Source organism: Streptomyces sp. NPDC030809, assembly GCF_055572195.1.
Window position 1 is genome coordinate 91,605 of sequence record NZ_JBVIDV010000016.1, and the last position, 13,687, is coordinate 105,291.

Genomic DNA, 13,687 nt, shown 5'->3' on the forward strand with positions numbered 1-13,687 from the left:
CGGACCGTCGGGATGGTCGCGTATTCTCCGATTCGAGCGGGTCCGCGTTCGGGTCTGCCACGGTCTTGGAGGAGGTGGGTCCTGTTTCCGGGACCGACGACGTCCGCGCGGAGGAGTCGACCGAGGAGCGCAGCCTGCGCTTCGAGCGGGACGCCCTCGGCTACCTCGACCAGATGTACTCCGCGGCCCTGCGCATGACGCGCAACCCGGCCGATGCGGAGGACCTGGTGCAGGAGACGTACGCCAAGGCGTACGCGTCCTTCCACCAGTTCCGCGAGGGGACCAATCTGAAGGCGTGGCTGTACCGCATCCTGACCAACACCTTCATCAACTCGTACCGCAAGAAGCAGCGCGAGCCGCAGCGCAGCGCGGCCGAGGAGATCGAGGACTGGCAGCTGGCGCGCGCCGAGTCGCACATGTCCACCGGTCTGCGTTCCGCCGAGTCGCAGGCCCTCGACCACCTGCCCGATTCCGATGTGAAGGAAGCTCTTCAGGCCATTCCGGAAGAGTTCCGCATCGCCGTGTATCTCGCGGACGTCGAGGGGTTTGCGTACAAGGAGATCGCGGACATCATGGGTACACCCATCGGTACGGTCATGTCGCGACTGCACCGTGGCCGCCGTCAACTCCGCGGGATGCTGGAGGACTACGCCCGTGAGCGCGGGCTGGTCCCCGCCGGTGCGGGAGAGTCGAACGACCGGAAAGGCTCGGGCTCATGAGCTGCGGAGAGCCGCACGAGACGGACTGCTCTGAGGTCCTGGACCACCTGTATGAGTTCCTCGACCACGAGATGCCGGACAGCGACTGCACGAAGTTCGAAACGCACTTCGGCGAGTGCAATCCCTGCCTGGAGAAGTACGGCCTGGAACAGGCCGTGAAGAAGCTGGTGAAGCGCTGCTGCGGTTCGGACGACGTCCCGACCGACCTGCGCTCCAAGGTCATGGGCCGGATCGAGCTGATCCGCTCCGGCCAGGCCGTCCCCGACCAGGACATCACGGCGGGCCCCGCGGCCGCCGGACCCGCCGCGACCTGAGCCCGCCGGGGCTCCCGGCGGCCCGCGCGCATTCGCCTCCCGGTCACCCGAACGCCCCCGGAACAGACGCACTTCGTTCACCCGAAGGTGCTAATCCGGGGGCGCCCGGACGGCGCAATACGAAAATGGGCCCCGTCGGCATCGGGCGCCGCCATATTCTCCCCAGTCGGTACCGCTCTTCGAGGCGGCACCCCGACTTGCCTGGGCACACGGGGAGGAGCAGCGCGATGCGGGTGCTTCCGCCGGCGGCGCGTGTCTATATCGTGTGCGCCGTTCTCGGCGCAATCGCCTGTGCCGTTCCCGCACCGGCCGACGAAAGCACCCCCTGGGCGGCCCTGTTGACGCTGGCCGCGCTCTATCCCGCACTGGAAGTCCTCAAAGCGCCCCGGCTCCTGGGCAGCCGGGTGCCCGAGGGCATCGGCGCCTTCTTCCCGGTGCTGCTCGCCGCCGTCTTCCTCCTCCCGCCCGCGGGCGCTGCGCTCGCGGCCGTGCCCGGCGCCCTGGCCGGCCGGGTGAGCCAGCGGCCCGCCCTGGTCCGCCGGGTGTGGCACGCCGCCCAGCAGGCCCTGGCCGCCTGGTCCGCCGGACGGGTGTACGCCCTGCTCGGCGGGCCCGAGGCGCTCGCCGGCCGGGGCCCGGGCTGGGTCCCGGACTTCCCGTACGTCCTCCTCCCGGCGGCCGCGGCGGCCGTGGTCTTCGGGCTGGTGCTGGCCGCCCTCGAAGGCGGGGTGCTGGCCGCCGCCGAACGGCTGCCGGCCCGCGCCGCCTGGCGGGGACTGCTGCCCGGCGCCCTCGGACCGCACGCCGTGCACGGGCCGGCCGGGCTGATGATGGCCGTCATGTGGCGCAGCCCCTACGGGATCCCGGCCGCGCTCCTGGTCCTGCTCCCGATGTACATCTCCTGCTGGGTCTTCGCCCAGTACCACCGCGAGCGCACCGCCCACCAGGCCACCATCCGCGCCCTGGTCCAGGCCGTGGACATCAAGGACCGCTACACCCGCGGCCACAGCGAGCGGGTGGGCCAGGCCTCCGCCATGATCGCCCGCGAGCTGGGCATGGGGGAGGACCGGCTGGAGGTGGTCCGCATCGCGGGGATCCTCCACGACGTGGGCAAGCTCGGCGTGCCCACCCGGCTGCTGCGCAAGGACGGGCCGCTCACACCGGAGGAGCGCCGGATCATCGAGCTGCACCCGGAGTACGGGCACGAGATGGTGCGCGGGATCGGCTTCCTCGGCGAGGCCCGTACGGCGATCCTGCACCACCACGAACGGGTGGACGGCTCCGGCTACCCGTACGGGCTGACCGGGGACCAGATCCCGGTGCTGGCCCGGGTGGTGGCCGTGGCCGACGCCTTCGACGCGATGACCTCCACCCGCTCCTACAGCCGGGCCCGCCCGGTGCCGGTGGCCATGGCCGAGCTGGAGCGGTGCGCCGGGGCGCAGTTCGACCCGGCCATGGTGGCGGCCCTGGTGCGGGCCGTGGACCGGCACGGCTGGCGGCCGGTGGTGACATCGGACGCCGACCTCCAGGTGATCCCGGCGGGCGGGGGCCTGCCGGGCCTGCCCGCCCAGCCGGCCGCCCCCGCGGACGCCGTCCCCCCGGCCGCCCCGGCCGGTCCCGCCGCCCGGCCCGACCACATCCGCGAGCCCGGCAGCGGCGGCGGCCCGGCCGGCGGTCCCGGCGGCACCGGAGGCGCGCGGTGAGGACGGCCACCGTGTGGGGCGTGCGGGCCGCGGCCGGGGTGCTGACCGCGGCCGGGCTCTGGCACACCCTCTGGCACGGGGTCGTGGAACCCCGCATCGCCCTCGCCTTCGGGGTGCTCGTCACCGTCGGGGAGCTGGCCCGCCGGGACATGCGCGACCGGGCCGGGCGGCTGCCCCCCGGGGACCGCCAGCCCGCCCCGCTGGGCTCCGCCGGGGCCCTCGCGTACGCCCTGCTCGGGCAGAACGCCGGCCAGGCCACCCACCACGGGGTGCTCCAGGTCGTCGCCGTGGTCGTCGCGGCCGCGCTCGTCGGGGTCGTGCCGCACGTGGCCCTGGGCCGCGGGCCCGCCCTCGACCACGTCGCCCGCCGGGTGCTCACCGTGGCCTTCGCCGCCGCCTGCTTCCAGCCGCTCCACCACTCCGGACGGCTCACCGACCGGCTGGGCCAGGGCCCGTACCTGGTGCTCTTCCTGGTCCTCCTGCTCGGGCTGAGCGCCCTGTGCGACGCGGTGCTCGCCGCCGCGCTCGCCGCCGCGCGCACCGGATGGCCGTACGGGCCGCTGCTGCGCGACCAGCTGCGCGCGCTCGCCGGGATCGGCTCGGCCATCTGCGCGACCGGGGTGGTGATGGCCCTCGGGGTGGCCGGCGCCGGGCTGTGGGCCCTGCCCGTCCTCAGCGTGCCGCTGGTGCTCACCCAGCTGTCCTTCCGCCGGATCGCCGCCGTCCGCACCACCTACCGGCAGACGATCACCTCGCTGGCCCGGGCCACCGAGATCGCCGGCTGCACGCAGCCCGGGCACGCCCGCCGGGTCGCCGCGCTCAGCTGCGCCGTCGGCCGGGACCTGGGCCTCTCCGAGCGGGAGCTCACCGTCCTGGAGTACGCCGCCCTCATGCACGACATCGGGCAGCTGGCCCTCGTCGACCCGGTGCCCGGCGGGGCCACTGCCCCGCTGCCCGAGGCCGACCGGCGCCGGATCGCCGAGCTGGGCGGCGAGGTGGCCCGGCAGACCGGGGTGCCCCAGGAGGTGGCCGTCGTGGTCGAGCGCCAGGCCGACCCGTACCGGCAGCAGCCGCTCAGCGCCCGGATCGTGCGCACGGTCAACGCCTACGACGACCTCGCGGGCGGGGCCCGGCACCCGGGCGGCTCCCTCGCCGCCCTGGAGCAGCTGCGGCTGGGCACCGCGCACGACTACCAGCCCGCCGTGGTCGAGGCCCTGGCCCGGGTGCTCCAGCGGGGCGGCCGCCGGGCTGCGCCGGGGGGCCGTCCGAGTGGTGTGCGCGGACCGCGGCCGGGCGGCCGGAAAGGCCCCGGACGTGCCGGAGTCGCCCCGTCTGCACCGGGGTAACCCATGGGTAATGAGCGGCCGTCCGAGTGGGCATGGTTGGATGCGAGTGAGAGTGTCCGCAAGGCTGCACCGTAGTCCCCCAGCCACCGCTGGGAGGTGCCCCCAGGCAGGCGGGAATCGTGAGGATCTTCGGGAAGGTACGGCATCGGCCCTCCGCCTCGTGGCGGCAGGCCACCGACCGCGCGTTCACGCTGATCGGCGACGGCCGGTACGAGGACGCGGGGGCGCTGCTGACGCGCGCCGCCGACATGGAGCCATGGCTGTCGGAGTCCTGGTTCAACCTGGCCCTGCTGCACAAGTTCCGGCACGACTGGGAGCAGGCGCGGGCCGCGGGGCTGCGCGCCGTGGCCCTGCTCGACCGGGAGACCGGGGCACCCGACTGGTGGAACGTGGGGATCGCCGCCACCGCCCTGCAGGACTGGCCGCTGGCCCGGCGGGCCTGGCAGGCGTACGGGCTGAAGGTGCCGGGCGACCAGCGCGGCGGCGTGGGCACCGGGGAGCCGGTGGGCATGGAGCTCGGCAGCGCGGCGGTGCGGCTCTCGCCCGAGGGCGAGGCCGAGGTCGTGTGGGGCCGCAGGCTCGATCCGGCCCGGATGGAGGTCCTCTCGATCCCGCTGCCCTCGTCCGGGCGGCGCTGGGGCGAGGTGGTCCTGCACGACGGGGTGCCGCACGGCGAGCGGGTGACCGCGGCCGGTCCGGCGTACCCGGTCTTCGACGAGATCGAGCTGTGGGCGCCCTCGCCGGTGCCGACCTGGGTGGTGCTGCTGGAAGCGGCCACCGAGGCGGACCGGGACGCCCTGGAGCAGCTGGCCTCGGACGCCGGCTTCGCCGCGGAGGACTGGTCCTCCTCGGTACGGCTGCTGTGCCGGACCTGCTCGGAGAGCGCGATGCCCAGCGGTGAGGGCGACGGGGAGCACCTGGACCCGCACGACCACAGCGAGCCCGGGCACCCGGGACCGCTGGGCCACCGGACGGCGGGCTCCGGCTCGCTGTGGGTGCCCGAGCGGGAGTGCGGGATCGCGGCCCCGGCCGGGCTGGTGCGCGGACTGCTCGACGGGTGGGTGGCCGACAGCCCGGACACCCGGGAGTGGCGGGATCTCGAAGAAGTCTGCTGAGAGCTCCCCGTAGTCTGTACGGGCACACCGGAGACTTACGGAAGGCGTACGGCGGAGATGGCGCAGCAGGAGAACACGGTCGGCGAGCCCGCAGAGGTCAACGACGGCTACGTCGTGGACACCGAGGACTGCGAGGCGCGTGAGCTCGCCTACCGGGAGCGCGGTACGGCCCGCCCCATCACGGTCGTCGGCAACCCCGTGCTCCACCGCGAGTGCAAGGACGTCACCGAGTTCGGCGACGAGCTGGCCGCGCTGATCGACGACATGTTCGCGAGCCAGAAGGCCGCCGAGGGCGTGGGCCTGGCCGCCAACCAGATCGGCGTGGACCTGAAGGTCTTCGTGTACGACTGCCCCGACGACGAGGGCGTGCGCCACACCGGCGTGGTCGTCAACCCGGTCCTCCAGGAGCTGCCGGCCGACCGCCGCATCCTCGACGACTCCAACGAGGGCTGCCTGTCGGTCCCGACCGCGTACGCGGCGCTGGCCCGCCCGGACTACGCCGAGGTGCACGGCCAGGACGCCCAGGGCAACCCGATCAAGGTCCGCGGCACCGGCTACTTCGCCCGCTGCCTCCAGCACGAGACCGACCACCTGTACGGCTACCTGTACATCGACCGCCTCTCGAAGCGCGACCGCAAGGACGCGCTGCGCCAGATGGCCGAGGGCACCCCGCGCTACGAGACCGTCCCGAACCCGCAGTAGCCGTACGGCCGCCGGGCCGCGCGGGTCACGCCGCCCCCGTCACCTCCGCGGCCTGCGGGCCGCGGAAGGTGCGGCGGAAGGCGTTCGGGGTGGTGCCGAGCGTGCGCAGGAAGTGGTGGCGCAGTGCGGCGGCGTTGCCGAAGCCGCAGCGGCCGGCGACCGAGTCCACCGTGTCGTCGGTCGTCTCCAGCAGCTCCTGCGCGAACAGCACCCGGCGGCGCAGCAGCCAGCGGTACGGGGTGGTGCCCGTCTCCTGGAGGAAGCGGCGGGCGAAGGTGCGCGGTGACATGTGCGCCCGGTCCGCGAGCTGCTCCACGGTGATCTCCTCCGCCAAGTGCTCGGTCATCCAGCCGAGCACCTCGCCGACCGTGTCGCAGCTGGTGCGCGGCAGCGGGCGCTGGATGAACTGGGCCTGGCCGCCGTCCCGGTGGGGCGGCACGACCATCCGGCGGGCGATCGTGTTGGCCACCTCGGCGCCGTGCTCCTGCCGCACCACGTGCAGGCAGGCGTCGATCCCGGACGCGGTGCCCGCGGCGGTGATCACCGGGCCTTCGTCCACGTAGAGCACGTCCGGGTCCACCAGGGCCCGGGGGAAGCGCCGGGCCAGGGCCTGGGCGTGCATCCAGTGGGTCGTGCAGCGGCGTCCGTCGAGCAGCCCGGCCGCCCCCAGGACGAACGCGCCGCTGCACACGCTCAGGACGCGGGCGCCGCGGTCCACGGCGGCGCGGACCGCCTCCAGCAGGGGTTCGGGGTAGTCGCGCACCGGTGCCTCCCGGTCGGCGGGCAGGCAGACCAGGTCCGCTTCGGCGAGGCGCTCCAGCCCGTGCGGGGCGAGCACCCGGAAGGCGCCGGCGCCGACCGTGAGCGGCTCCGGGCCCGGCTCGGCGGCGCACACGGCGAAGTCGTACACCGGCAGTCCCATCTCGCTGCGGTCGATGCCGAAGACCTCGCAGAAGACCCCGAGCTCGAAGGGGGCGACCCCGTTCACGACGGCCACGGCCACGTTGTTCAGCATGCCTCCAGTGTGGCAGCAATTCGTTGTTTCATGACAGTCCTGCCACTGCCGGGAAGGCGACGGCCCCACGAGAGTGGAGCCATGAGCACGTTCCTGAACTACCTCGCCGTCCTGTCCGCCGCCGCCCTGCTCCTCGGCCCCGCCCTGTACGGAACCCTCCGCGACCGCCGCATCGACCGGCAGCTGCGCGCGGCCTCCCTGCGCGCCGAGCGCATCGCCGCCGGGAACTGCGCGACGGAGACCGGCCGCCGCCGGCCCCGCATCGCCGTCCGGCACGCCGCGGGCGGCTGACGGGCCGCGCGACGGGAACCCCGCCCGGACGCGGCGATGCCGCCCCCGGACCCACGGTCCGGAAGCGGCATCGGCGGTGCACAAGGGGTCCCGCGGAACTCCTAGAAGTCCTCGTCGAGGTCCACGGTGCCCTCGACGGCCACCTGGTACGCCGACGGGCGGCGCTCGAAGAAGTTCGTCAGCTCCTGGACGCCCTGGAGCTCCATGAAGGAGAACGGGTTCTCCGAGCCGTAGACCGGGGCGAAGCCGAGGCGCACCAGGCGCTGGTCGGCGACGCACTGGAGGTACTCGCGCATCGACTCGGTGTTCATGCCGGGCAGGCCGTCGCCGCACAGGTCGCGGCCGAACTGCAGCTCCGCCTCGACGGCCTCCTTCAGCATGTCCGTGACCTGCTGCCGCAGCTCGTCGTCGAAGAGCTCGGGCTCCTCCTTGCGGACCGTGTCCACGACCTCGAACGCGAAGTTCATGTGCATGGTCTCGTCGCGGAACACCCAGTTGGTGCCGGTGGCCAGGCCGTGCAGCAGGCCGCGCGACCGGAACCAGTACACGTACGCGAAGGCGCCGTAGAAGAACAGGCCCTCGATGCACGCGGCGAAGCAGATCAGGTTCAGCAGGAAGCGCCGGCGGTCGGCCTGCGTCTCCAGCCGGTCGATCTTCTCGACCGAGTCCATCCACTTGAAGCAGAACTGCGCCTTCTCGCGGATGGAGGGGATGTTCTCGACCGCCGCGAAGGCCGCCGCGCGGTCCTCCGGATCGGGCAGGTAGGTGTCGAGCAGCGTCAGGTAGAACTGGACGTGCACGGCCTCCTCGAACAGCTGGCGCGACAGGTACAGGCGCGCCTCCGGGGAGTTGATGTGCTTGTACAGCGTCAGGACCAGGTTGTTCGCCACGATCGAGTCGCCGGTGGCGAAGAACGCGACCAGGCGGCCGATCATGTGCTGCTCGGCCGGCGTCAGCTTCGCGAGGTCGGCCACGTCCGAGTGGAGATCGACCTCCTCCACGGTCCAGGTGTTCTTGATCGCGTCCCGGTAGCGCTCGTAGAAGTCCGGGTAGCGCATCGGGCGCAGGGTCAGCTCGAAGCCGGGGTCGAGCAGGTTCTGCTTACGGGTGGTGCTCATTACTGGCAGGCCTCGCAGGACTCGGGGTTCTCAAGGGAGCAGGCCAGCGCCTCGGCGTCGAGCGCCTGGGGGAGCTGGGCCGCAGGGGCTGCGGCCGGGACGGCGGACGCGGCCGACGCGGCGCGGGCGATCTTCGTCGCCGGGCGCGAGCGCAGGTAGTACGTGGTCTTCAGGCCCTGCTTCCAGGCGTACGCGTACATCGAGCTGAGCTTGCCGATGGTGGGCGTCTCCATGAACAGGTTCAGGGACTGGCTCTGGTCGAGGTACGGGGTGCGGGCCGCCGCCATGTCGATCAGGCCGCGCTGCGGGATCTCCCACGCCGTGCGGTACAGCTCGCGCACCTCGGCCGGGATCCAGCCGAAGCCGGCCACCGAGCCGGAGGCGTCGCGCAGCGCCTCGCGGGTCTGCGCGTCCCACACGCCCAGCTTCTTGAGGTCCTCGACCAGGTAGCCGTTGACCTGGAGGAACTCACCGCTGAGGGTCTCGCGCTTGAAGAGGTTGGAGACCTGCGGCTCGATGCACTCGTACACGCCCGCGATCGAGGCGATCGTGGCGGTCGGCGCGATCGCCAGCAGCAGCGAGTTGCGCATGCCGGTCTCGGCGATGCGGGCGCGCAGCGCCTCCCAGCGCTCCGGCCAGTGGCGCTCGGCCGCGCTGTTGTAGTGGTCCGGGTGCAGGACGCCCTGGGCGGTACGGGTCTGCTCCCACGCGGGCACCGGGCCGTTGCGCTCGGCGAGGTCCGCGGAGGCCTCGTACGCGGCGAGCATGATGCGCTCGGCGATCTGCGTGGACAGGGCCTTCGCCTCGGCCGAGTCGAAGGGCAGGCGCAGCTTGAAGAACACGTCCTGGAGGCCCATGGCGCCCAGGCCCACCGGCCGCCAGCGGGCGTTGGAGCGGCCCGCCTGCTCGGTCGGGTAGAAGTTGATGTCCACGACCCGGTCGAGGAAGGTCACGGCGGTGCGGACGGTCTCGTCCAGCCGCTCCCAGTCCATCGCGCCGTCGGCCACGAACGCGCCGAGGTTGACCGAGCCGAGGTTGCAGACGGCCGTCTCGCCGTCGTCGGTGACCTCGATGATCTCGGTGCAGAGGTTGGAGGAGTGGACCACGCTGCCGGGCAGGGCGGTCTGGTTCGCGGTCCGGTTGGAGGCGTCCTTGAACGTCATCCAGCCCTGGCCGGTCTGCGCGAGGGTGCGCATCATGCGGCCGTACAGCTCGCGGGCCGGCATGGACTTCTTGGCCAGGCCTGCCGCCTCGGCCTTGCGGTACGCCTCGTCGAACTCGTCGCCGTACAGGTCGACCAGCTCGGGCACGTCGGACGGGGAGAACAGCGACCACTCGCCGTCGGCGTTCACGCGGCGCATGAACTCGTCCGGGATCCAGTGCGCGAGGTTGAGGTTGTGGGTGCGGCGGGCGTCCTCGCCCGTGTTGTCCCGCAGCTCCAGGAACTCCTCGATGTCCGCGTGCCAGGTCTCCAGGTACACGGCGGCGGCGCCCTTGCGGCGGCCGCCCTGGTTCACCGCGGCCACGGAGGCGTCGAGGGTCTTCAGGAACGGGACGATGCCGTTGGAGTGGCCGTTGGTGCCGCGGATCAGCGAACCGCGGGCGCGGATGCGCGAGTAGGACAGGCCGATGCCGCCCGCGTGCTTCGACAGGCGCGCCACCTGGTGGTAGCGGTCGTAGATCGAGTCCAGCTCGTCCAGCGGGGAGTCCAGCAGGTAGCAGGAGGACATCTGCGGGTGCCGGGTGCCGGAGTTGAAGAGGGTGGGGGAGGACGGCAGGTAGTCCAGGCGGCTCATCAGCCGGTACAGCGAGGCCACCTCCTCCACCGCGCGCACCGACTCGTCCTCGGCCAGGCCGCAGGCCACGCGCAGCATGAAGTGCTGCGGGGTCTCGACGACCTGCCGGGTGATCGGGTGGCGCAGCAGGTAGCGGCTGTGCAGGGTGCGCAGGCCGAAGAAGCCGAAGCGGTCGTCGGCCCCCTCCGCGAGGGACTGCTCGACCAGGGCGTCCAGCCGGGCCGCGTGGGCGCGGACGAACTCCGCGGTGCGGTCGGCGATCAGGCCCTCGGCGTGGCCGGTGGCGACGGAGGCCGAGAAGGAGGTCGCGCCCTGACCGGCGGCCTCCTCCGCGATGGCGAGGGTGAGCAGGCGGGCGGCGAGCTTGGAGTACGCCGGGTCCTCGGAGATGAGCCCCGCGGCCGCCTCGGTGGCAAGCCCGCGCAGCTCGGCCTCGTCCGCGTCGGCGCTGCGGCCGCGCAGGGCGGCGGCGGCCACCCGGCCGGGGTCGGTGTCGGGCAGGTCGGCGGTGAGGTCGGTGAGGGTGCGCAGCAGCGCGGCGCCGGGGCCTTCGGCCTCGGGCTGGTCGGACTCGGCGCGCGGTGCGGAAGGCGCGATGGTCACGGTGGGGGCTCTCCCTCGCTCGGCCCGTTGCCTTCGGGGCGGGGTGCGAGCGCGCACGCGGAAGGGGGCGCGCGGCGGCCCGTGGCAGGGCGGGCAGCGCGTCTCCGCATGGCGTCCGCCGGCCCAACCCGCGAGACCCGGACGTGTCTGGACCCGGCTCGGTCGACCCGGGTGCGCTGTCGGCAGGTCTTCGGACTCGCATCGCACAGATCAGTGCATCTCATACCGTTGCGGGACAGTTCCGGATTCCCACCGGATTCCCCTGCGACGACAGCGAGGACGAGCATACATGTGGGGGCAGCCTCGTGTGCGACCCCCTAGATGTTGTGTCCGGCTGATTGCGCTACGCCTTCGCCTGGGGGCTGTACGTGAGCACGGCCTGTTCCGGAAGGGCCCGTTGACCGGCTCGGGGCGGGTACGGCGAAGGGCCCCGCCGGGTGCGGCGGGGCCCTTCGTACGGGGCGGGGAGGGGGTTCAGCAGCAGCGGAAGCCCTCGCGGGGGTCCCCCTCGCGGGCGTCCGTGCGGGCCCGTTCGAACGCCCGCCGGCTCAGGACGGGCGCCTGCGGGTCGTGTCCGCGGGTGTGGGCGACGTAACGGTCGTAGGCCGCCTCGCCGGAGAACTCGCGGACGTAGAAGCGGATCCGGGCGAGGAGTGCGCGGGCGCTCACGGCGCCACGGACTCCCGCTGCCGGCCCCCGCCCGAGTCCAGGCCGGCGGCGGCCAGTTCGGCCCGCTCCTCCTCGGTGGGCAGGAGCCCGGCCGGGGCCACGATCGCGGAGCGGGTGTACGGGGTCTCGTGCAGCCGGACCGACTCCGGGCTGCGGACGGCCTTGATGCAGACCCGGGCGGCGTCCGCCAGCACGACCACGATCAGCAGGGCGAAGAGGGCGGACAGGACCCCGTCCACGGTGGCGTTGGTGACCACGGTGTGCATCTCGTCCATGGTCTTGGCGGGCGGCAGCACCTTGTCGGCGTCGATGCCCGCCTGGAACTTGTCGCGCTGGGCGAAGAAGCCCACCCGCGGGTCCTCGGAGAACACCTTCTGCCAGCTGGCGGTGAGGGTGACCACGGCGTCCCAGGCGAGCGGCACGCCGGTGACCCAGGCCCACTTCAGCCGGCCGGACTTCACGAGCAGGGTGGTGCAGACGGCCAGGGCCACCGCGGCGAGCAGCTGGTTCGCGATGCCGAACAGCGGGAAGAGCTGGTTGATGCCGCCCAGCGGGTCCTTCACGCCCACCCACAGGAAGTAGCCCCAGGCCCCGACGACCACCGCGCTGGTGATCCACACGCCGGGCTTCCAGCTGACCTGCTTGAAGGGCTTGGCCACGTTGCCCAGGGTGTCCTGGAGCATGAAGCGGCCCACGCGGGTGCCGGCGTCGAGGGTGGTGAGGATGAAGAGGGCCTCGAACATGATCGCGAAGTGGTACCAGAACGCCTTCATCGAGGACCCGCCGAACACCGACGAGAAGATCTCCGACATTCCGAGTGCGAAGGTCGGGGCGCCGCCGGTGCGGGAGAGCAGGGTGGCCTCCTCCACGTCCTTGGCGGCCTGGGCCAGGTCCGCCCCGGAGAGGGCGAAGCCGAAGTTCCCGACGGCCTGCGAGGCGGCCTCGACGGTGGTGCCGACGACCCCCGGCGGGGAGTTCACGGCGAAGAAGAGGCCGGGCTCGATGATGCAGGCCGCGATGACGGCCATGACCGCGACGAAGGACTCCGTGAGCATGGCCCCGTAGCCGATCATCCGGACCTGGGTCTCCTTCTGGATCATCTTCGGGGTGGTGCCCGAGGAGACCAGGGAGTGGAAGCCGGAGAGCGCGCCGCAGGCGATGGTGATGAAGACGAAGGGGAACATCGAGCCGGCGAAGACCGGGCCGTCGCCGCGGCTCGCGAAGTCCGTGACGGCGGGCATCTTCAGGGTGGGCATGGCGACGACCACGCCCACGGCGAGGAGGGCGATGGTGCCGATCTTCATGAAGGTGGAGAGGTAGTCGCGGGGGGCGAGGAGCAGCCACACCGGCAGCACCGAGGCCAGGAAGCCGTAGACGACCATCCAGACGACCAGGGTCTCCTTCTCCAGCGTGAAGACGTCCGCGAAGGAGGACTCGGCCACCCAGCCGCCGGCGACGATCGCGAGCAGCAGCAGGGCCACGCCGATCAGGGAGACCTCGGTGACCCGGCCCGGCCGCAGGATGCGCAGGTAGACGCCCATGAACAGGGCGATCGGGATGGTCATGCCGATGGAGAACACGCCCCACGGGGAGTGCGAGAGGGCGTTGACGATGATCAGCGCCAGCACCGCCAGCAGGATGATCATGATGGCGAACACCGCGAGGAGCGCGGCCGCCCCGCCGAACGGGCCGATCTCCTCGCGGGCCATCTGGCCGAGCGAACGGCCGTCGCGCCGGGTGGAGAAGAACAGGGTGACCATGTCCTGGACCGCGCCGGCGAAGATCACGCCGGCCACGATCCAGATGGTCCCGGGCAGGTAGCCCATCTGCGCGGCGAGGACCGGGCCGACCAGCGGGCCGGCCCCGGCCACGGCGGCGAAGTGGTGGCCGAAGAGCACCCGGCGGTCCGTCGGGTGGAAGTCGACACCGTTGTCAAGGCGCTCGGCGGGGGTGGCCCGCGTCTTGTCCACCTTCAGCACGCGGTGGGCGATGAAGCGCGCGTAGAACCGGTACGCGATGGCGTACGAGCCCAGGGCCGCGGCCAGCATCCAGGCGGCCGAGATCTCCTCGCCCCGGGAGAGCGCGAGCACGGCCCAGCCGACGGCTCCCACGAGGGCGACCAGCGACCAGACCGCGATCGACCTGGGCGTCATCCGCCCTGCAGAGGACGGCGAGTCCGGCCCTGCGGCCGAACCCGCCGTGTTCCGTTCCGTGCCGTTTGATCCAGGTTCCGGCATGATCTCGTCCCCTCGTTGATCATCTGCGTGATCGCAGGAATCTACGGGGACCGACCGCT

The 13,687-nt window shown here is 72.7% G+C and carries 12 protein-coding genes and 1 riboswitch; of the genes, 7 read left to right on the forward strand and 5 right to left on the reverse strand.

The genetic code is table 11. The features are described from left to right. The first annotated feature begins 74 nt into the window (after positions 1 to 74). The 6 genes from ACZ407_RS21705 (at position 75) to def (ending at position 5,899) form a co-directional block, all read left to right on the forward strand. Positions 75 to 719 carry a sigma-70 family RNA polymerase sigma factor gene (locus tag ACZ407_RS21705; RefSeq protein WP_468130778.1) on the forward strand — a complete coding sequence of 215 codons (645 nt, stop codon included), beginning with the start codon at positions 75 to 77 and terminating at the stop codon, positions 717 to 719. Continuing rightward, on the forward strand, positions 716 to 1,033 hold the full coding sequence (rsrA, locus tag ACZ407_RS21710) for a mycothiol system anti-sigma-R factor (protein WP_468130590.1): 318 nt from the start codon (positions 716 to 718) through the stop codon (positions 1,031 to 1,033). The genes ACZ407_RS21705 and rsrA overlap by 4 nt, the downstream gene beginning before the upstream one ends. A 227-nt stretch (positions 1,034 to 1,260) precedes the next feature. Beyond that, positions 1,261 to 2,736: an HD-GYP domain-containing protein gene (locus ACZ407_RS21715; protein WP_468130592.1), complete on the forward strand. Its 1,476-nt coding sequence runs from the start codon at positions 1,261 to 1,263 to the stop codon at positions 2,734 to 2,736. After that, positions 2,733 to 4,082: an HD-GYP domain-containing protein gene (locus ACZ407_RS21720; RefSeq protein WP_468130594.1), complete on the forward strand. Its 1,350-nt coding sequence runs from the start codon at positions 2,733 to 2,735 to the stop codon at positions 4,080 to 4,082. The genes ACZ407_RS21715 and ACZ407_RS21720 overlap by 4 nt, the downstream gene beginning before the upstream one ends. 119 nt (positions 4,083 to 4,201) lie before the next feature. Further along, positions 4,202 to 5,197 carry a tetratricopeptide repeat protein gene (locus ACZ407_RS21725; RefSeq protein WP_468130596.1) on the forward strand — a complete coding sequence of 332 codons (996 nt, stop codon included), beginning with the start codon at positions 4,202 to 4,204 and terminating at the stop codon, positions 5,195 to 5,197. Positions 5,198 to 5,254: 57 nt separating this feature from the next. Further along, positions 5,255 to 5,899 carry a peptide deformylase gene (def, locus tag ACZ407_RS21730; RefSeq protein WP_468130598.1) on the forward strand — a complete coding sequence of 215 codons (645 nt, stop codon included), beginning with the start codon at positions 5,255 to 5,257 and terminating at the stop codon, positions 5,897 to 5,899. A gap of 25 nt (positions 5,900 to 5,924) precedes the next feature. Here def and ACZ407_RS21735 read toward each other — a convergent pair whose 3' ends face one another. Further along, the gene (locus tag ACZ407_RS21735; RefSeq protein ID WP_468130600.1) at positions 5,925 to 6,914 is read right to left on the reverse strand and encodes a helix-turn-helix domain-containing protein; all 990 of its coding nucleotides are present in this window, start codon (positions 6,912 to 6,914) and stop codon (positions 5,925 to 5,927) included. An 81-nt stretch (positions 6,915 to 6,995) separates the two neighbouring features. On the opposite strand from ACZ407_RS21735, the gene ACZ407_RS21740 reads away from it, so the two are divergent. Next, positions 6,996 to 7,205 (forward strand): hypothetical protein, encoded by a 210-nt coding sequence (locus ACZ407_RS21740; protein ID WP_468130602.1) that lies wholly within the window; start codon positions 6,996 to 6,998, stop codon positions 7,203 to 7,205. A 101-nt stretch (positions 7,206 to 7,306) separates the two neighbouring features. Here ACZ407_RS21740 and ACZ407_RS21745 read toward each other — a convergent pair whose 3' ends face one another. The 4 genes from ACZ407_RS21745 to ACZ407_RS21760 form a co-directional block, all read right to left on the reverse strand. Next, complete coding sequence (locus ACZ407_RS21745) at positions 7,307 to 8,323, reverse strand: ribonucleotide-diphosphate reductase subunit beta (protein WP_468130604.1); 1,017 nt, start codon at positions 8,321 to 8,323, stop codon at positions 7,307 to 7,309. After that, positions 8,323 to 10,722, reverse strand: a complete 2,400-nt coding sequence (locus ACZ407_RS21750) for a ribonucleoside-diphosphate reductase subunit alpha (protein ID WP_468130606.1) — start codon at positions 10,720 to 10,722, stop codon at positions 8,323 to 8,325. The genes ACZ407_RS21745 and ACZ407_RS21750 overlap by 1 nt, the downstream gene beginning before the upstream one ends. Before the next feature lie 164 nt (positions 10,723 to 10,886). Then, positions 10,887 to 11,009, reverse strand: a riboswitch (cobalamin riboswitch). A gap of 187 nt (positions 11,010 to 11,196) precedes the next feature. Continuing rightward, on the reverse strand, positions 11,197 to 11,391 hold the full coding sequence (locus ACZ407_RS21755; protein ID WP_468130608.1) for a YbdD/YjiX family protein: 195 nt from the start codon (positions 11,389 to 11,391) through the stop codon (positions 11,197 to 11,199). Beyond that, entirely contained in the window at positions 11,388 to 13,544 is a 2,157-nt protein-coding gene (locus ACZ407_RS21760) for a carbon starvation CstA family protein (protein ID WP_468130610.1), read from the reverse strand. The genes ACZ407_RS21755 and ACZ407_RS21760 overlap by 4 nt, the downstream gene beginning before the upstream one ends. Positions 13,545 to 13,687: the final 143 nt, after the last annotated feature.